Origin of the sequence: Dactylosporangium sp. NPDC051484, assembly GCF_040689395.1 — a bacterium.
In the GTDB taxonomy this organism is placed as follows: domain Bacteria; phylum Actinomycetota; class Actinomycetes; order Mycobacteriales; family Micromonosporaceae; genus Dactylosporangium.
This window is the reverse complement of the sequence record NZ_JBFAZX010000015.1, coordinates 134,861-151,125: the sequence shown is the minus strand read 5'-3', so window position 1 is coordinate 151,125 and position 16,265 is coordinate 134,861. Positions and strand designations below refer to the sequence as shown.

12 protein-coding genes are annotated in these 16,265 nt (G+C 72.7%); 4 read left to right on the top strand and 8 right to left on the bottom strand.

The window, feature by feature from the left end; genetic code table 11:
• Positions 1-274: 274 nt before the first annotated feature.
• Positions 275-3,241 carry a discoidin domain-containing protein gene (locus tag AB0367_RS24095; RefSeq protein WP_366228655.1) on the bottom strand — a complete coding sequence of 989 codons (2,967 nt, stop codon included), beginning with the start codon at positions 3,239-3,241 and terminating at the stop codon, positions 275-277.
• Between the two features lie 101 nt (positions 3,242-3,342).
• Positions 3,343-4,644: a ThuA domain-containing protein gene (locus AB0367_RS24090; RefSeq protein ID WP_366228654.1), complete on the bottom strand. Its 1,302-nt coding sequence runs from the start codon at positions 4,642-4,644 to the stop codon at positions 3,343-3,345.
• Between the two features lie 193 nt (positions 4,645-4,837).
• On the opposite strand from AB0367_RS24090, the gene AB0367_RS24085 reads away from it, so the two are divergent.
• Both AB0367_RS24085 and AB0367_RS24080 read left to right on the top strand, forming a co-directional pair.
• Entirely contained in the window at positions 4,838-5,719 is an 882-nt protein-coding gene (locus AB0367_RS24085; protein WP_366228659.1) for an aminoglycoside phosphotransferase family protein, read from the top strand.
• A gap of 509 nt (positions 5,720-6,228) precedes the next feature.
• A complete protein-coding gene (locus tag AB0367_RS24080) occupies positions 6,229-6,582 on the top strand; it encodes an Lsr2 family protein (protein WP_366228652.1) in 354 nt (117 codons plus the stop codon).
• A 461-nt stretch (positions 6,583-7,043) separates the two neighbouring features.
• On the opposite strand, the gene AB0367_RS24075 is transcribed toward AB0367_RS24080, so the two are convergent.
• The 4 genes from AB0367_RS24075 to AB0367_RS24060 are packed head-to-tail and all read right to left on the bottom strand — an operon-like array spanning position 7,044 to position 8,941.
• Complete coding sequence (locus tag AB0367_RS24075) at positions 7,044-7,196, bottom strand: hypothetical protein (RefSeq protein ID WP_366228651.1); 153 nt, start codon at positions 7,194-7,196, stop codon at positions 7,044-7,046.
• Positions 7,197-7,235: 39 nt separating this feature from the next.
• Positions 7,236-7,658, bottom strand: coding sequence for a VOC family protein (locus AB0367_RS24070; RefSeq protein WP_366228650.1), 423 nt, complete (start codon positions 7,656-7,658; stop codon positions 7,236-7,238).
• The gene (locus AB0367_RS24065) at positions 7,648-8,496 is read right to left on the bottom strand and encodes a helix-turn-helix domain-containing protein (RefSeq protein ID WP_366228649.1); all 849 of its coding nucleotides are present in this window, start codon (positions 8,494-8,496) and stop codon (positions 7,648-7,650) included. The genes AB0367_RS24070 and AB0367_RS24065 overlap by 11 nt, the downstream gene beginning before the upstream one ends.
• Before the next feature lie 22 nt (positions 8,497-8,518).
• On the bottom strand, positions 8,519-8,941 hold the full coding sequence (locus AB0367_RS24060; RefSeq protein WP_366228648.1) for an STAS domain-containing protein: 423 nt from the start codon (positions 8,939-8,941) through the stop codon (positions 8,519-8,521).
• A 469-nt stretch (positions 8,942-9,410) separates the two neighbouring features.
• Between AB0367_RS24060 and AB0367_RS24055 the strand changes: the two genes are divergently transcribed.
• Both AB0367_RS24055 and AB0367_RS24050 read left to right on the top strand, forming a co-directional pair.
• Positions 9,411-11,627: a choice-of-anchor J domain-containing protein gene (locus AB0367_RS24055; RefSeq protein ID WP_366228647.1), complete on the top strand. Its 2,217-nt coding sequence runs from the start codon at positions 9,411-9,413 to the stop codon at positions 11,625-11,627.
• An 81-nt stretch (positions 11,628-11,708) separates the two neighbouring features.
• Positions 11,709-13,271: a hypothetical protein gene (locus AB0367_RS24050; RefSeq protein ID WP_366228646.1), complete on the top strand. Its 1,563-nt coding sequence runs from the start codon at positions 11,709-11,711 to the stop codon at positions 13,269-13,271.
• A 112-nt stretch (positions 13,272-13,383) separates the two neighbouring features.
• On the opposite strand, the gene AB0367_RS24045 is transcribed toward AB0367_RS24050, so the two are convergent.
• Both AB0367_RS24045 and AB0367_RS24040 read right to left on the bottom strand, forming a co-directional pair.
• Positions 13,384-15,765 carry an excinuclease ABC subunit UvrA gene (locus tag AB0367_RS24045; protein WP_366228645.1) on the bottom strand — a complete coding sequence of 794 codons (2,382 nt, stop codon included), beginning with the start codon at positions 15,763-15,765 and terminating at the stop codon, positions 13,384-13,386.
• A gap of 125 nt (positions 15,766-15,890) precedes the next feature.
• Positions 15,891-16,247: a VOC family protein gene (locus tag AB0367_RS24040; RefSeq protein ID WP_366228644.1), complete on the bottom strand. Its 357-nt coding sequence runs from the start codon at positions 16,245-16,247 to the stop codon at positions 15,891-15,893.
• Between the last annotated feature and the right edge of the window lie 18 nt (positions 16,248-16,265).

Sequence of the window (16,265 nt, the reverse complement as noted above, 5' to 3'; positions counted from 1 at the left end):
CTCCCCCCCGCTCTCCCGATCGGCGGGGGTCTTGGGCGGCCGCGCCCCCCGGACCAACTCGCCGGGGGCGCGCGGGCGGCCTGGCACCCCGCCGGCGAGCTCGCCGGGTCTGCCGCGCCTCCACCCGTCGTCGCCGCCAATGCGGTGGCGGTGGCCGGGCGCTGCGACGACGAGTTCGCCGGGGTGCCCGGCCGCCCGCGCACGCGGTCTCGTGCCGGTGGGACGAGTCACCACGCCGCCGGGTCGCCCAGCTCAGCCCGGCCGCCCTCGGCCCTCAGGCGCGATACAGCTCCAACTGCGACAGCTGCCCCGCCGGTTGGACCGTGTTGGCGGTGAAGACCAGCCGCACGTAGCGCCACTGCCCGCCCGGCAGCGCGATCGTCACCCGCTGCCCGGAGCTCTGGGCGAACGTGTACGACGCCGGGCCCGCCAGCGAGGTGAACTGCTTGTCGTCCAGGCTCGCCTGCACCTCGATGCGCTCGGAGCGGGCCGGCCACGCGTCCGACGGCGGCAGGCGCAGCACCGCCCGGCGCAGCTCGGCGGGGGTGCCCAGATCCACCTGCACCCACTGCGGGAACGCGTTGTTGCGGCTCTCCCAGTAGCTCATCGGGTCGCCGTCGGTGATGTTGCCCGACCGATACACGTCGGCGTGGCCGCTGTCCCGTGTGTCGCGCCCCGCTGCCAGGTTGACGCCGTCGGCGACGCTGGCCTGCGTCGGGCTCGGGCCGGCGCTGGCCCCGCCCGGCCCGGCGGAGGAGCCGGCCGTCGCGGGCACCGGGGAGCCGCTCGCCCGGCTCGCCGACGGCGCGGCCGACGCCGACGCGGCCGAACGCGACGCTCTCGGCCCCGCGCCCGGCGCCGAGGACCCGCCGCCCGTCCTGGGCGCGACGCCCGGCTCGGCCCACTGCGGCCCCGCCGCGGCCGGGTCGTCGTCGGCGCGCGGTCCGCCCGGCCACACCCCGGCGACGCCCACGCCGAGGAGCACCAGCGCCGCGATCGCCGCGGCGACCAGGAGCAGCCGCCGGCGACTATCTGTGACGTCGCCAGCGCTCACCGTGTCCGTGGTGGCGGACTCCGTGAGGGGCAACATCGCGGCCCGCCGGAACGGCTTGCCCGCCCCACCGCCGGACCCGGCGGCGAACGGGGCGGCGGCGACCGCCTCCGCGTCGTGCGGGACGGCTGGTCGCGGGCCGGTGCCCGCATGGCGCTCGGCGAGCTCCTTCGCGGCGGCGAGCCCCCACGGCGTGGCGTTGCCGGCCACCGTCAGGTCGACGGGGGCCGGGATGTCCGTCAACGCCGCGGTGAACAGCGCCGACAGCGGCGGCCACAGCAGGTCGTTGATGTCGAGGCCGGGGGTGCCCACGACGACCCGATACCGCCCGTCGATCGCCACCGGCCCGGCCCCGCTCGACCGCACCCCGGGCACGGCGGCTCCGGCCTGCGCCTCCCGGCGCGAGTCTTGGGCGACTGCGGTTTCGGCTCGCACGATTTCGGCTCGCGCGGCGTCGGTTCGTGCGGCGTCGGTTCGCGTGATTTCGGCTCGCGCGGCGTCGGGGAGCGCGGCGGTGGCCGGCGCCTCTTCGCGGCGCGCCTCTTGGCGGAGGCCGTCCTGGGCGAGTGCGGCCTCGGCCGGCGCGTCTGCCGAGAGTGGGGCGCTGAGTCCTGCGTTCTGGGGGAGTGCGGTGCCGGGCCCTGCGTTCTGGGGGAGTGCGGTGCCCGGTCTCGCGTGCTGAGGGAGCGCGGCGCCGACTGGTGAACCGGCAGGGAGGGCGGGTCCGTGCGGTGCCGAGACGGAGTGGCGCGGTGGCCGTGCGGCGAGGTCGACGATGAGTTCTATGACGGCCGGCGGGGCCGCGGCAGCACGCCTGGTGGGCACCTCCGCGCGGCCGCGCGCCGGGCGTAGTGGGCCGGACGGCTCCGCGTGCAGGCCGCCGCCGGAGAGGCGGACCAGCCAGCCGAGGTCCATCGCGTATGTCGCGGGGTCGATCGGGCGAAGTGACGGCTGCGGCGGCGAGGAGGCCAGCACCTCCTCCTGGCCGGACGGCAGGCAACGCAGCCGCCAGGCGGGCTCGGCCCAGACCGGTCGCAGCGCGGCGTCGAGGGCGTAGACGGTGATGTCGCCGGACGGGGCGTGCAGCGGCACGCCGTTGATCAGGTGCACCGGCTCGGCGAGATCCCGCGCGGCGGCCGCGGCCACGGCCCGGCCCGCGCCCTGGCCCGGCGCGAGCGGCACCACGTCGACCAGTGGCCGGGCCGCCGGAGGCAGGGCGCGCACCGTCGCGGCCAGCTCGGCACCGGTCACGGACGGGTCGACCAGCAGCCGGAGACGGTCCGGATCGACGGCCACCGAGAGGGCCAGGTCCGACGCACCGCCGTCCTCGCCACCAAGGCGCAGGCCACCGGAGTCAGCCCCGCCGCCGGCCTTGTCCGCGTCTCTGGAGACTTCGGTGCCGCCGGCCGTATCCCTTCCACCGGCGGTGTCCTCGTTGCCGGCCATTTCGGTGCCGCCGGTCGTGCCATTACTGCCGGCCACGCCCCTGTCGCTGGCCACGCCCCTGTCGCTGGCCACGCCCCTGTCGCTGGCCACGCCCCTGTCGCTGGCCACGCCCCTGTCGCTGGCCGTGGCCCGGCCGCCGGCACTGTCCCGGCCATCGGTTTGGTGGGGGTCGACGGCTTGGTCGCCGCCCGCGGTCGAGAGTCGCCAGCCGGCGGGGACCGGGTGCGTGATCACCGGCCACGGCATGTGGTCCGGCACCAGCGACTGCCAGACCGGCGCCGGCCAGCGGGAACCGGCCGCGACCCGCCGGCCGCCCGGCGTGTGCCGCCACCAGCCGGCTGCGGCGAACAGTGTCCCGCCGGGCGTGGCCACCACCGGGCCCTCGGGGGCCACGACCGGCCGCCCCGCCGCGACGGCGAGCTCGGCGGCAGTCTCGTCCCCGGCGCCGAGCAGCAGGATCCCGGCCGGGCCGTCCGAGAGATCCGGTCTGTCCGATAAGCCCTGACCATCCGATAAGCCCGAGCCGTCTGAGCTGTCCGAGAGGTCCGAGCTGCCTGAGCTTGCTGAGAAGTTCAGGACGACGGGATCACGTAGCACCGCTGGGATCACGGCGGCGGCGGGCACCGTCGGGGACACCAGCACCGCGAGCCAGCCGTCCGGCACCGCGACCGTCGTGGTCGTGTCGCCGATCAGCAGGCAGCCGCCCACCCGTCGGGCGGTCGGCACGTTCGGCGGCTCGGTCACCCCGGCACCCTACCGCGCACACCGACATTCCCCGCGCCCCCGCCGCCACCGCATCGACGTGCGGTGACGGCGGAGGGACGCAGGGTCAGTGGACGCAGGCCTCAGGAGGCCGCTTGCGCCAGGCGGAACGACTGGGCGCCGGTGCCGTTGCAGGCGTACTGCACGAGCTGCACACTGTCCGCGGTGGACGCGCCCGGGGTGTCGAGGCACTTGCCGCTCGCCCGGTTGACGAAGTGGTAGTAGCCGCCGCCCTCGGAGACCGCCTGCCACTGCTGGTTGGTGCCACCGCCGTACGCCCACAGCTGGATCGCCGCGCTGTCCGCGGTGGACCTGCCCGTCACGTCGAGTGACTGGGCCGGGTTGGCGCGGTTGTCGATGTGCACGTACCCGTCGCTCGCGGGCTGGAAGCGGTACTGCTGCGCGTTCGTGTTGTTGCAGGTGTACTGCTGGATCGCCGTGCCGTTGGCCGTGCTGGCCGCGCGGGCGTCGACGCACTTGGCGCTGCTCTTGTTGATCACCGAGTACCACGCCGACGGCGAGATCGGGCCGCTGGACGTGGGCGGCGTCGAGGTCGGCGGGGTCGAGGTCGGCGGGGTCGAGGACTGCCCGGCCAGCCAGAGGATGCCCTGGATGATCCAGCGGTTCTGGTTGGCGCTCTCGAACGTCGAGGAGGTGCGCGTGTTGGTGGTGTAGTTCATGCCGTTGTGGCCGAAGTTGGCGTACAGCATCCGGTAGTTGCGGTTGGTCCACAGGATCGGGTAGTAGCCGCTGTACCAGGACTGGTTCGGGTCGGTGCCGACCGGGAAGCTGCTGGGATCGACCGACGCCAGGATGTCGATGTTCGGGTTCTGCCGCAGGTCGTTGCTCCACGAGTACCACTCCGAGACCGCCGACTGGAAGGTCGCGGGCAGTCCGGCCGTGGCCGGGTGGCTGCGGTTCTCAACCTTGTACGTGATCCGCGTCGGGCCCCACGTGTTGGTCCTGAAGGCGCCCGAGCCGAGGAACGTGTTGTAGTACCAGCTCCAGGAGTTCGGGTCGGTGGTGAACGCGCTGACGTGGAAGCCCATCCACGCGCCGCCGTTCTGCATGTACTGCTGGAACGCGGCGCGCTGCCCGGCCGGCGGCGCGTCGTCGAGGAACATGATCACTTTGTACTGCGCGAGGTTGCCGGTGTTGAGCCGGCTCCAGTCCGTCGTGGCCTCCCACGTGAAGCCGTTCTGGGCCCCCTGCTGGGGGAACCAGTCCCTGGCCTCCTTGTCGAAGTCGATGTGGGCGGCGTCCCAGGTGCCGTTGTAGAACGCGAGCACCTTGAACGGGGTGGCGGCGAGGGCGGGCCTGATCGCGAGGCCCACCCCCAGCGCCGTCAACAGGGCAAGCGCTGCCAGCGTCAGCTTTCTGCGCACGATTGGGGGTCCTTCGGGTGTAGGCGGGCGGGATTGGCGGATCCGCTGTCTCGAATCATGGGCCATCGATGAGGTCCGGCACAAGTAAGGAACCCTAACAGTTAAAGTAAGTCGCCAAATAAGTCCTGACCTGCCCGTCCGGCGGGAAAACCGGTGGCCCGGCAGATCGTGCGACTGGGAGGATCCCCCGGTGATGCACGAGGGGGAGCCGCCGACCGACGCCGAGCTGGTCCGGGCCCTGGTCGAGGCGCAGTTCCCGCAGTGGGCCGGGCTGAGCGTGGCGTCGGTGGCCTCGACCGGCACCGACAACGCCATCTATCGCCTCGGCGACGCGCTCAGCGTGCGGCTGCCCCGCCTGCCGGGCGCGACCGGCCAGATCGAGCTCGAGCGGCGCTGGCTGCCGCGGCTCGCCCCGCACCTGCCCGCCGAGGTGCCGGACCCGGTCGCGGTCGGCGCGCCGGCGCTCGGATATCCATTCGCGTGGGCGGTGTACCGCTGGATCGACGGCGCCAACCCCGGCGGCCCGGACGGCCTCGCGGAGCCGCTGACGGACTTCATCGCCGCACTGCGGCGCATCGACACCGCCGGCGGCCCGCCCGCCCGGCCCGGTGCCCGCGGCGCGAGCCTGCGCGGCAAGGACATGTCGGCCTGGATCGACGCCCTGGCCGGCGACTACGACCCGGCCGTGCTCACCGCGGTGTGGGAGGCCGACCGGTCCGCCCCGGACTGGCCCGGTCCGCCGGTGTGGTTGCACGGCGACCTGCACGCGGGCAACCTCCTGCTCCGCGACGGCACGCTGGGTGCGGTGCTCGACTGGAGTTGCCTCGCGGTCGGCGATCCCGCGGCCGATCTCATCCCCGCCTGGCTGCTGCTCGACGCCGCCCAGCGCGACGCGTTCCGCTCCCGCCTCGGCGCCGACGAGGACACCTGGCGCCGCGGCCGCGCGTGGGCGTTCGCCATGTCCCTGGCCGCCCTGCCGTATTACCGCACCACCAATCCGTTCCTGGCCGGCATCGCCCGCCGGGCCATCGACGAGGTCCTCGCCGAGACCGGGCACGCGGACGCGCGTCGCTAGGGATCGCTCTCCGGCAGTGGCGGGATTCATGGGCGGGAATGCCGGATCGGCCGGTCCGGTGCTCTACGTCGACCTCCGCGCGTGCTCGGCGGAGTTCGCCCTGCCTGGCGCCACGGGCCGGTCCGAGGCCCGGGTCACCCGCCTCGCCGCGCACGAGGCCGTGGCGCTCGGCATCGGCGCCAGCGCGGGCAGGGCGGGCGGGGCGGGGCGCTGGCCTCGCCGCCGAGGTCGCGCAGTGCGCCGATCTCGCCGCGTGGTGCATCGTTTCGTGGTTCGCGTGGGCGATCGGTGCGGCCGCCGATGCGGCGAAATAGGCGGCGCCGGTGCGCTCACCGGCCGAGCGCAGATCGTGCCGCCCGCGTCCGGCACCGTGTAATTGGATCGACACGATCGGTGAAGAAGTGTTTTCCCCCGGCTATCTGGCGTCAAATCAATAGATTGGCGATACTGTTTTCGACGGGCTCCGTTTCGTGCGTAACGTTCAAGTCGCTCCCGGGAGGTCGGCCGGCATGGCCAAGCGTGTTATTCAGGAACTGATCGACGATCTGGACGGTAAGTCCGCCGATGAGAGTGTCGCGTTCGGCCTCGATGGCGTTCAGTATTCGATCGACCTGTCCAAGAAGAACGCCGAGAAACTGCGCACCGCGCTGAAGCCCTACATTTCCGCGGGCACCAAGCTGGGGCGCAGCGCGACAGTTGGGGCTCGAACTGCTCCCAGCCGGGGACGCGGCACGACGCGCGGCGACCGCGACCAGAACCGGGCCATCCGGGAATGGGCGCAGGGGGCCGGATTCCAGGTTTCCGACCGCGGCCGCATCAAGCAGGAGATCGTAGACCAGTATCACGCGACCGTCGGTCACTGATTGCGCTCACGGCCGTTGCGCTCACGAGCGTTCCGCTCAAGGTCAGGGCGTTCGCGCCGATGAGGCCGGGACGAGCCGGCTGATCTGCCCAGCTGCCTGGCCGCCCTCGGCGGGAGGCAGGACGGTCGATGGCATACGCGTGCACGACACCGGCTCCACCGGACTGGTCGGCCGCCCTGGCGCGGTCGCTCGGGGCCACCGCCAGCTCGGGGGAGTGGCGGGGCGACTTCGCCGCGGCGCGCAACGCGGCCGTCGCAGCGGCCGGCGCCCCCGAGTGGGTGCTGAGCGTCGACGCCGGCGAGCGGGCCGCGGCGGTGCCCGAGCGGCTGCGCTGCGCACCGCGGGCCACGACCGCCGGCGCGTTCCTGGTGGAGATCGGCAAACCGGCACGACGAACTGCCGCACGCGCACCGCAGCGCCGCACCGGGAGGGTCGCGTCCACGAGCACAGCGGGGACCGGGTCAGAGGTCCGGGCCTGGGCCGTCGCGCATCAGGAGGCGGATCTCCACCGCCCCGCCGGTCGCCGCCGCGATCCGCGCGGCGCGCTCCAGCGAGTCGACGTCGATCAGCCAGTGCCCGGCGAAGGAATCGCCGACCGGCGCCCCGACCACCACGGCCAGGCTCCGGTCGTCGAGGCGCCGCGCGGCGATGCTTTACACGGCGCGCGGCTCGCCCCGGTACGTGCCGAACGACCACAGGTTGCCCTCCGGGTCGCGCACCGCGAACTCGCGTGAGCCGTAGTCGGTGTCGTTCAGCTCCTGGATCACCGTCGCGCCGGTGGCGGTCGCGCGCCGGTAGAGGGCTTCGGGCTCGGCGCACACCACGTAGCAGCCGAACGTGCCCGGCCTGAGCGGCCACGGCGAGCCGTCTCCGCGGTCGCTGCCCAGCATGATGCCGCCGCCCTCCGGCCACGACAGCTGGGCGTGCTCGACGAGGTCGCCCTCGCCGTGGACGGCGGTCGCCTCGAAGCCGAACGCGTCGACGAGGAAGCGGATCAGGGCGCGGGCATCCGTCGCCTGCAGCGTGGGCCACACCTGCGGCGGCGGGGCCTTGTCATCGGTCCTGTCATCGATCATGTCCCGAGTCTGCCGCGGTCAGCTCCAGCGGCGATTGCACGTTTCGGAACTCCTCCGCCCACCATCGCGCCGGCGGGACCCCGGCCAGCGCGGAGAACTCCCGGCTGAGGTGGGCCTGGTCGTAGTACCCGCACTCCACGGCGAGGGCGGCGAGCGGGTGCGCGCCGCCCGAGGCCTGCAGCCGGCGCCGCGCACGGTCGAAGCGGGCCACCCGGGCGGCGACCTTCGGCGAGAGGCCGATCTCGATGCCGAAGCGGCGGCTGAGGTACCGGCCGCTCCAACCCGTCTCGCCGGCGAGCTCGGCCGGGCTGAGCGTGCCGCCGGTCGCGCACAGCCGCCGCCAGGCGAAGCTCACCTCCGGCGCGGGCGCGAGGGCCGGGTCGGCCCGGCGGGTGAGCAGCTCGTCGACGATGCGGAAGCGCGCGGGCCAGCCGGCGGCCAGGCACACCCGCTCGCGCAGCTCGTCGGCGAGCGGCCCGAGCAGGCAGGCGGCGTCGAGGTCGGCGCCGGCCAGCTCGCCGGCCGGCAGGCCGAGCAGCGCCCGGGCGCCCAGCGGCGACAGCGCCACCTGGATGCCGGCGCCGCGGCCGTCGTGCGTGATGATCGCCGGGGTGGTGTGCAGGCCGCCGATGAGTGTGTCGTAGCGCCCGGGCGGCGTGGCCGGGTCGGGGTGCGCCGCGATGCGCAGCGGCTCATCGAGCGTCACGATCAGGGTGAGGTACGGCGAGGGCAGCCCCCGATGCCGCCCCGGGAGGCCGTGCTGCTCGTAGCCGGTGTACCAGTCGGCGAAGGGCCGCACCGCCGCCGCCGGCCGCCACCGCACGTACTGCGCTTCCATGGGCCCAGGGTAGTCAGGACGGTCAGGCGGTGCGGCGTTCCGAGCGGTTCAACGGCCACGCCGTCGGCGCCGGCGCGGCGTCGGTCTCGGTGATCAGCGCACCGGTGTCGCCGTCGAGCGCGGCCTGCACCGTGCGGTACGTCGGAATGGTGCTCAGCGTCCCGCCCTCACGCAGCGTGTGCACGATCTGCGTGTTCGGAACGGCCAGGACCAGCGATCCGCCCTGTTCGGTAGCGATGCCCGCGGTCACGCGCAGCATCATCACGCCCGTGCAGTCGATCGTGGCCACCGCGGCCAGATCGACGACGATTCGAATCTGCGGCCGCAGCAGAGCCTGGGACAGCGCGGTCTCGAGCTGCATCGTGCTGGCCGCGACCAGCGCCCCGTGACAGGACAGCACCGTGGCGGCAGCGAGGCGTTCCACTGCGAGGGTCAGGGCTGTCATGCTGCGACGATACGTTCTGCGGTGACGACACGTGTACCGCTGTCCAGCCTGGAAGCCCGTCCGTCCGGCCGGTGCCCGGACCACCGGACGTCGCGGTGCGTGCTCCGTCGGACGGCGGCGGCATTGGGCCGGCCGGGTGTATTCGCGGTGAGTTCGTGCCCACCTGCAACCGGATGACCGGTTCGCGCGTCCAGGTTGCGAGTGCTCGCGGCCAGTCGTTACGGTGCGTCACCATCCAGGGCGGGCGCCCCCGGCGGGAGCTGCGGACTGTCGAATATTGACGATAATCACCGTTTGTCGGCGAGCGGCAAGCCCGGCGATCCCTTGCGAATACCCTTCGCGTTCGATGCGACGTTCGCCGGTGTCAGCCTCGGCGATAGTGTGCGTTGTCAATATAATCCCGAACCCGGCGCGGCCGGATGCAGGCGGATATCCCGCCCCGTCCCGCGTGCCGTCGTAAGGAGGCTCCATGGTGAGAAAAGGCCTGGCCGTGACAGCGGCCGTCGCCTTGGCCGTGCCGATGCTCGTCGCGTTGCCGGCCGTGCCGGCCCTCGCGGCCCCGGTGAAGGCCCCGGCGCCGGCCAAGACGGACGCGTCCGACGTGCGGGAGTTGACCCGCACGAACTTCACGTTGGACGGCAAGATCGTCGATACGTCGAAGATGGCGAGCAGCAAGGCGAGGCAGCGCACCGCGCTCGCCACGGCGGCCACCCCGCCGGTCGGCACGATTCGTCAGTGGCTGGGTTCCGACGACTTCAATGGCATGCTGTACCGCAAGGACTACGTCCTGCGCGGCGTCGGCGAGCACATTGAGCTCTGGGTCGCCGCCGACACCTCGTTCCCGGCGGGCGACTGCCGCAATCAGGTGCCGAACTCCACCACGGTGACCGACGCGCAGGTGGCGAACTTCATCCACGAGTTCGACACCAACATGTATCCCAAGGAGACCGCCGCCTTCGCCACGCCGCCGGACCGGGACGGCAGCAATGCGCTGCTCGGCCCGGACAAGAACGGCAACGGTGGCGTGTACACCGGCGGCGGCGAAAAGACGGTGACGCTGGTCGACAACGTCCGGGACGACAATTACTACAGGTTCCCGGCCGCGCCGACCTACATCGCCGGCTTCTTCTCCGTGCAGTTCAACGAGCTGTTCGACCGCAACGTCATGACGATTGACGCGTACGACTGGGCGCACCGCACGGGTGCCAACCCGGTGGACGAGCCGACGTCGGACCTGTGCACCAGCCGCCCGGCGCGCCCGCGCCTCTACGAGGGCACGTTCGCGCACGAGTGGCAGCACCTGGTCCAGTCCTACTCGGACCCGAACGAGACGACGTGGCTGAACGAGGGTCTGTCCGACTTCGCGCAGACGCTCACCGGATACGTCGACGGGACCAAGACGGTCTTCGACAAGGGCGGCGACAGCCACCTGTACTGCTTCCAGGGCTACGGGCCGGTGCAGACGCCGTTCAACCCGAACCCGCGCGACTGCGGTGGTGCCCAGAACTCGCTCAACCTCTGGGGCGAGGGCGGCAACGGCAACGGGGTGCTCGCCGACTACGGCAACGCCTACGAGCTGATGCTGTACCTCTACGACCGCTTCGGCCAGGGCATCATCGAGCGGCTCCACCGCGACGGTGACCTGCAGGGCATCGCGAGCCTCGACGCCGCCGTGAAGGCGGCGGGCGCCAAGGACGTGTACACGGTCCTGCACGACTACCAGAGCATGGTGCTGCTCGACAAGATCGTCGGCGACTCCAAGTGGGGGATCGTCCTCGGGGCGGACAAGAAGAACGTCACGTCCAAGAGCCTGCGCTCCACGGTCAACCTGGCCAACCCGCAGTCCTACAGCGTGCCCGGCGCGGCCCCGAACGGCGCGGACTACGTGCTGTTGCAGAAGAACGGGACGACGCTTTCCGGCAAGGACCTGCGCTCGCTGAACTTCAGCGGCGCGAAGACCCTGCCGACGCTGCCGCTGGCCTGGACCCTGGTCGGCAACGACCCGGACCGGGCCGGCAACTCGGTGCTGTTCTCGGGCAACGCGAATAACACCAACGCGGCGGCGGTCATCCCGGTGACCGTGCCGGCCACCGACGCGACGCTGACCTTCCTCGCGAAGTACGGCGCCGAGCTCGGCTACGACTACGGATACGTCCAGGTCTCCACCGACGGTGGCAGCACGTACACCTCGATCCCCGGTGACAAGACCGTCCCCGCGCCGCTGGGTCCCGGCCTCAACGGCACGACGAACGGCTTCGAGCAGCACACGTTCGACCTGTCGGCCTACGCCGGCAAGTCGATCCTGCTCTCGTTCCGCTACGTCAGCGACGGCGGTGTCAACGAGGGCGGCCTGCTCCTCGACGACATCAAGCTCGGCGGCACGCTGCTGAGCGACGGGTCCAGCCTGGCCCCGTTCAAGTCCCCGACCCAGATCAAGCCGACCACGGTCAAGAACTGGAACGTCAAGCTCGTGGGCATCGACGAGGCCCGCGCGTTCGCGTGGCAGTTCGAGTACAACGGCAAGGACAACCTGCAGCTCAACTGGATCCAGCTGGCGCTGCTGTCGCTGTTCCCGAAGGTCGTGGCGATCGTCGCCTACGACGAGCCGACGGAGCAGGTCCAGCAGTACGCGCCGTACACCCTCACGGTGAACGGCGTCGTCCAGCCCGGTGGCGGCGGAGCCTGACGGTTCGGCACCCCGGCGGCCCCACCGTCCCTCGCGGGCGGTGGGGCCGTTCGTCTTCCCGCCCCGGCTACACTCCCGGCGATGCCGAACGAGCCAAAGCGGCGGCCACGGTACGGCCTGACGCGCGCCCAGATCGCCGCCGCTACCGAGCGCCGCACCGCCGGCGACTGGGCCAGCGCCTGCGCCGTCGCCGGCATCGAGGCGGCGCTCGACCCGCGCGCCATCGCCCGCGAGCACGGCGCCGAGGTGGCCGCCGCAGTCGACGACGACCTGCACCACCTCGTGCCGGACCTGCTGCGCTGGCACGTGCTGCGGCTTCAGCACCACCCGGCCCGCGACGACTGGCGCTACCGCTCGGCGGTGTCCGAGACCCGCGATGTGATCTCGCTGAGCCTGCACGGCGACCGGGCGCTGTACCTGGCCCCGTCGCACGCCTCCGGCCGCCGGTCGTGGCGCACGGCGTCGTCCGCCGGCCCGGCCCGCTTCACCCTGCGCTTCGGCGTGCCGCCCGCGCCGCATCACGCGATGAGCCTCGCCGGCCTGCGCGAGCTCTGGGACGCCCGGCGCACCGCCGGCCTGCTCGCGCGCTGCGGGGGGTACACCCGGCTGCCCGGCTTCGCCCCGGACGGCGCCCGCCGCGAGGGCGCGGGCCCGGAGGCGATGACCGAGCGGATCCTGCGGCACTTCCGTGAGGACCGCCCGGAGCGGGGCTGGCGGGAGGCCGGCTTCGACCTCGACCTCGACCTCGACCTCGACGGCTCGGCCGACGGCTGGCACGACGCGATCGCCCACCGCGACGCGCTGGCCGCGCCCGGCCTGCCGGCCGCGGCCTGGCGCGCCACCGTCCGCGACGGCCTGAGCGCGGCCTGGGTGCCCGCCGGCCGGAACCGCGTCCTGTGGTTCGACCGCCTGGACCCCGGCCGCTTGGACCCCAGCCGCGCCGGCCGCCCGCGCCTGCGGGTCGTGGAGGCCCTGTGGCTGCGGCGCGAGCCGGCCGCCGCGGTGGCGCTGACCGAGCTGTTCTGGCCGGAGGATCTCCGGGACCTCGTGCACGGCCGGATCGCGCCGCATGAACTGCACCCGCTGGTCGCCACGGCGCTGTTCCCCGCCCTGCCCGGCGCCGGGTCGGCCGGCCCGCCGGACATGCGCCCGCCGGGCCCGGTGCGCGTGCGCTGCGGCGCCGGCTGGCACCGCACGGAGTTTCGCGACGGGGTACTGAGCACCCCGCACCCGACCGGCTACGCCGACCGCGAGGCGGCCATGCTCGCCCTGGGCGGCCCGCCCCCGGCGGGCTGCGCGGGCGCGTACACGGCCTGGCGCGGCGGCCCGAGCCGGCTGCCCCGGTCCCTGCGCGAAACCCGCCGGGAGCTGATGTCCCGGGTGGCCGCCGGCGAGTCCGACACGCTGGAGTCGATGCTGGACGCCGGCCTCGACCCGCACTGCCGCGACGGCGACGGCCGCACGCTGCTGCACCTGCTGCCGTGCCTGGTCCCGGACGAGTCCCGGCTGCGCCTGCTGCCGAGACTCCTGGCCGCCGGCCTGGACCCGCGGGCGCGGGACCACTTCGGCCTCACGCCGGCCCGGCTGGCCGAGCTCGGCGGCGCCGCGCCCGAGCTGATCGACGCCCTCCGCGCGGCGCGCTGAGGGCCGGCCGCTAGCCGCACGTGTCGCTGATCTTGCAGTTGTGGTGCCAGGACACTCCGCGAATGTCCCGTTTTGTCGGCACCACGACTGCAAGATCGACACCCGGGTTGGGTCAGGCGCCGACGTAGGCCGCGAGGTGCTCGCCGGTGAGGGTGGAGCGGGCGGCGACGAGGTCGGCGGGTGTGCCCTCGAAGACGATCCGGCCCCCGTCGTGGCCGGCGCCGGGGCCGAGGTCGATGATCCAGTCGGCGTGCGCCATGACCGCCTGGTGGTGCTCGACGACGATGACCGACTTGCCGGCGTCGACGAGCCGGTCGAGCAGGCCGAGCAGCTGCTCGACGTCGGCGAGGTGCAGGCCCGTGGTCGGCTCGTCGAGGACGTAGACGCCGCCCTTGTCACCCATCCGGGTGGCCAGCTTGAGCCGCTGGCGCTCGCCGCCGGATAGCGTCGTGAGCGGCTGGCCGAGGCTGAGGTAGCCGAGCCCGACGTCGGCGAGCCGGTCGAGGATGGCGTGCGCCGCCGGCGTGCGCGCCTCGCCGGCGCCGAAGAACTCCTCGGCCTCGGTCACCGACATCGCGAGCACCTCGCTGATGTCGCGCCCGCCGAGCCGGTACTCCAGCACCGATGCCTCGAACCGCTTGCCCTCGCACTCCTCGCAGGTGGTGGCGACGCCGGCCATCATCGCCAGGTCGACGTAGGTGACGCCGGCGCCGTTGCAGCCGGGGCAGGCGCCCTCGGAGTTGGCGCTGAACAGCGCCGGTTTCACGCCGTTGGCCTTCGCGAACGCCTTGCGGACCGGTTCGAGCAGCCCGGTGTACGTCGCCGGGTTGCTGCGCCGCGAGCCCCGGATCGCGCCCTGGTCGATCGACACCACTCCCTCGGCGGCGGGGATCGACCCGTGCACGAGCGAGCTCTTGCCGGAGCCGGCGACGCCGGTGACGACGCACAGCACCCCGAGCGGGATGTCGACGTCGACGTCGCGCAGGTTGTGCGCCGTCGCGCCGCGGATCTCCAGCCTGCCGGTGGGCCTGCGCACCGTCGCCTTGAGGGAGGCCCGGTCGTCGAAGTGGCGGCCGGTGATGGTGCCGCTGGTGCGCAGCCCCTCGACGGTGCCCTCGAAGCAGACGGCGCCGCCCGCCGTGCCCGCGCCGGGGCCGAGGTCGACGACGTGGTCGGCGATCGCGATCGTGCCCGGCTTGTGCTCCACGACCAGCACGGTGTTGCCCTTGTCGCGCAGCCGTAGCAGCAGGTCGTTCATCCGCTGGATGTCGTGCGGGTGCAGCCCGATCGTCGGCTCGTCGAAGACGTAGGTGACGTCGGTGAGCGACGACCCGAGGTGGCGGATCATCTTGACGCGCTGCGCCTCGCCGCCGGACAGCGTGCCCGACGGCCGGTCGAGCGAGAGGTAGCCGAGCCCGATCTCCACGAAGGACTCGAGGGTGTGCCGCAGCGCGTCGAGCAGCGGCGCCACCGACGGCTCGTCGAGGCCGCGGACCCATTCGGCCAGGTCGCTGATCTGCATCGCGCAGGCGCCGGCGATGTTGATCCCGTTGACCTTCGACGAGCGGGCCGCCTCGGTGAGCCGGGTGCCGTCGCACTCGGGGCAGGTGGTGAAGATGACCGCCCGGTCCACGAACGCGCGGATGTGCGGCTGCATCGCCTCCCGGTCCTTGGCCAGCAGCGACTTCTGGATCTTCGGGATCAGCCCCTCGTACGTCAGGTTGACGTTGTCGATCTTGATCTTGGTCGGTTCCTTGTAGAGGAGGTCGTGGAGCTCCTTCTTGGTGAACCGGCGGATCGGCTTGTCCGGGTCGAAGAAGCCGCAACCGTTGAAGATGCGGCCGAACCAGCCGTCCATGCTGTAGCCGGGAATCGTGAGCGCGCCCTCGTTGAGCGACTTGCCGTCGTCGTAGAGCTGCGTCAGATCGAAGTCGCTGACGTTGCCCATGCCCTCGCAGCGTGGACACATGCCGCCGGCGCGGGTGAAGGTCTTCTTCACGGCCTTGCCGTCGCCGCGCTCGACCGTGATCGCGCCGCTGGCCCGGACCGTGGGGACGTTGAAGGAGAACGCGTTGGGCGAGCCGATGTGCGGCTGCCCGAGCCGGCTGAAGACGATCCGCAGCATCGCGTTGGCGTCGGTGACGGTGCCGACCGTGGAGCGGGGGTTGCTCCCGATCCGCTCCTGGTCGACGATGATCGCCGTCGTCAGCCCCTCCAGCAGGTCGACCTCCGGCCGGGCCAGCGTTGGCATGAAGCCCTGCACGAAGGCGCTGTAGGTCTCGTTGATCAGCCGCTGCGACTCAGCGGCGATCGTGCCGAAGACCAGGGAGCTCTTGCCCGAGCCGGAGACGCCGGTGAACACCGTCAGCCGGCGTTTCGGGATCTCGACGCTGACGTCCTTGAGATTGTTCTCGCGCGCGCCCTGCACGCGGATCAGATCGTGGCTGTCGGCGACTCGCAGCTCGGACGGCTGCGTGCTTGCCCTCGTGGCCATATGTCCGGTTCTCCTTCGTCGGTGCGGTCACGGCGACGGTCTACCGTCTACTGTCTACCTGATCGCCGGTGCGGGCCGGGGCGCGAGGGGCCCGGCCGGACGACGCCGGCCGGGCCCCTCGCCACTCAGCGGTCCTGCAGCAGGCCGAGCACGTTGCCGTCGGGGTCGACGACGGTGGCCACCAGGCGGCCGCCGCCGACGTCGTGCGCGGGCTCCCGCACGGTGGCACCCGCGGCGGTCACCTCGGCCAGCTTCGCCGCGATGTCCGGCACGTGCCAGTAGGCCACCGGCGAGTTCATGCCCTGCGATCCGCCGCCCGGCACCAGCCCGATCTGCTGACCGGCGGCCTCGTAGCCGACGTAGTAGGAGGAGTCGGTCTGCGGTGGCATGCCGAGCAGGGCGGTGTACACCGCCTTGGCCGCCTCCAGATCGGTCACGGGGTGCAGGACGGTCTTGATTGCCGGGATGGACGAGTCGCTCATGTGTTCGCTCCTGAAGAT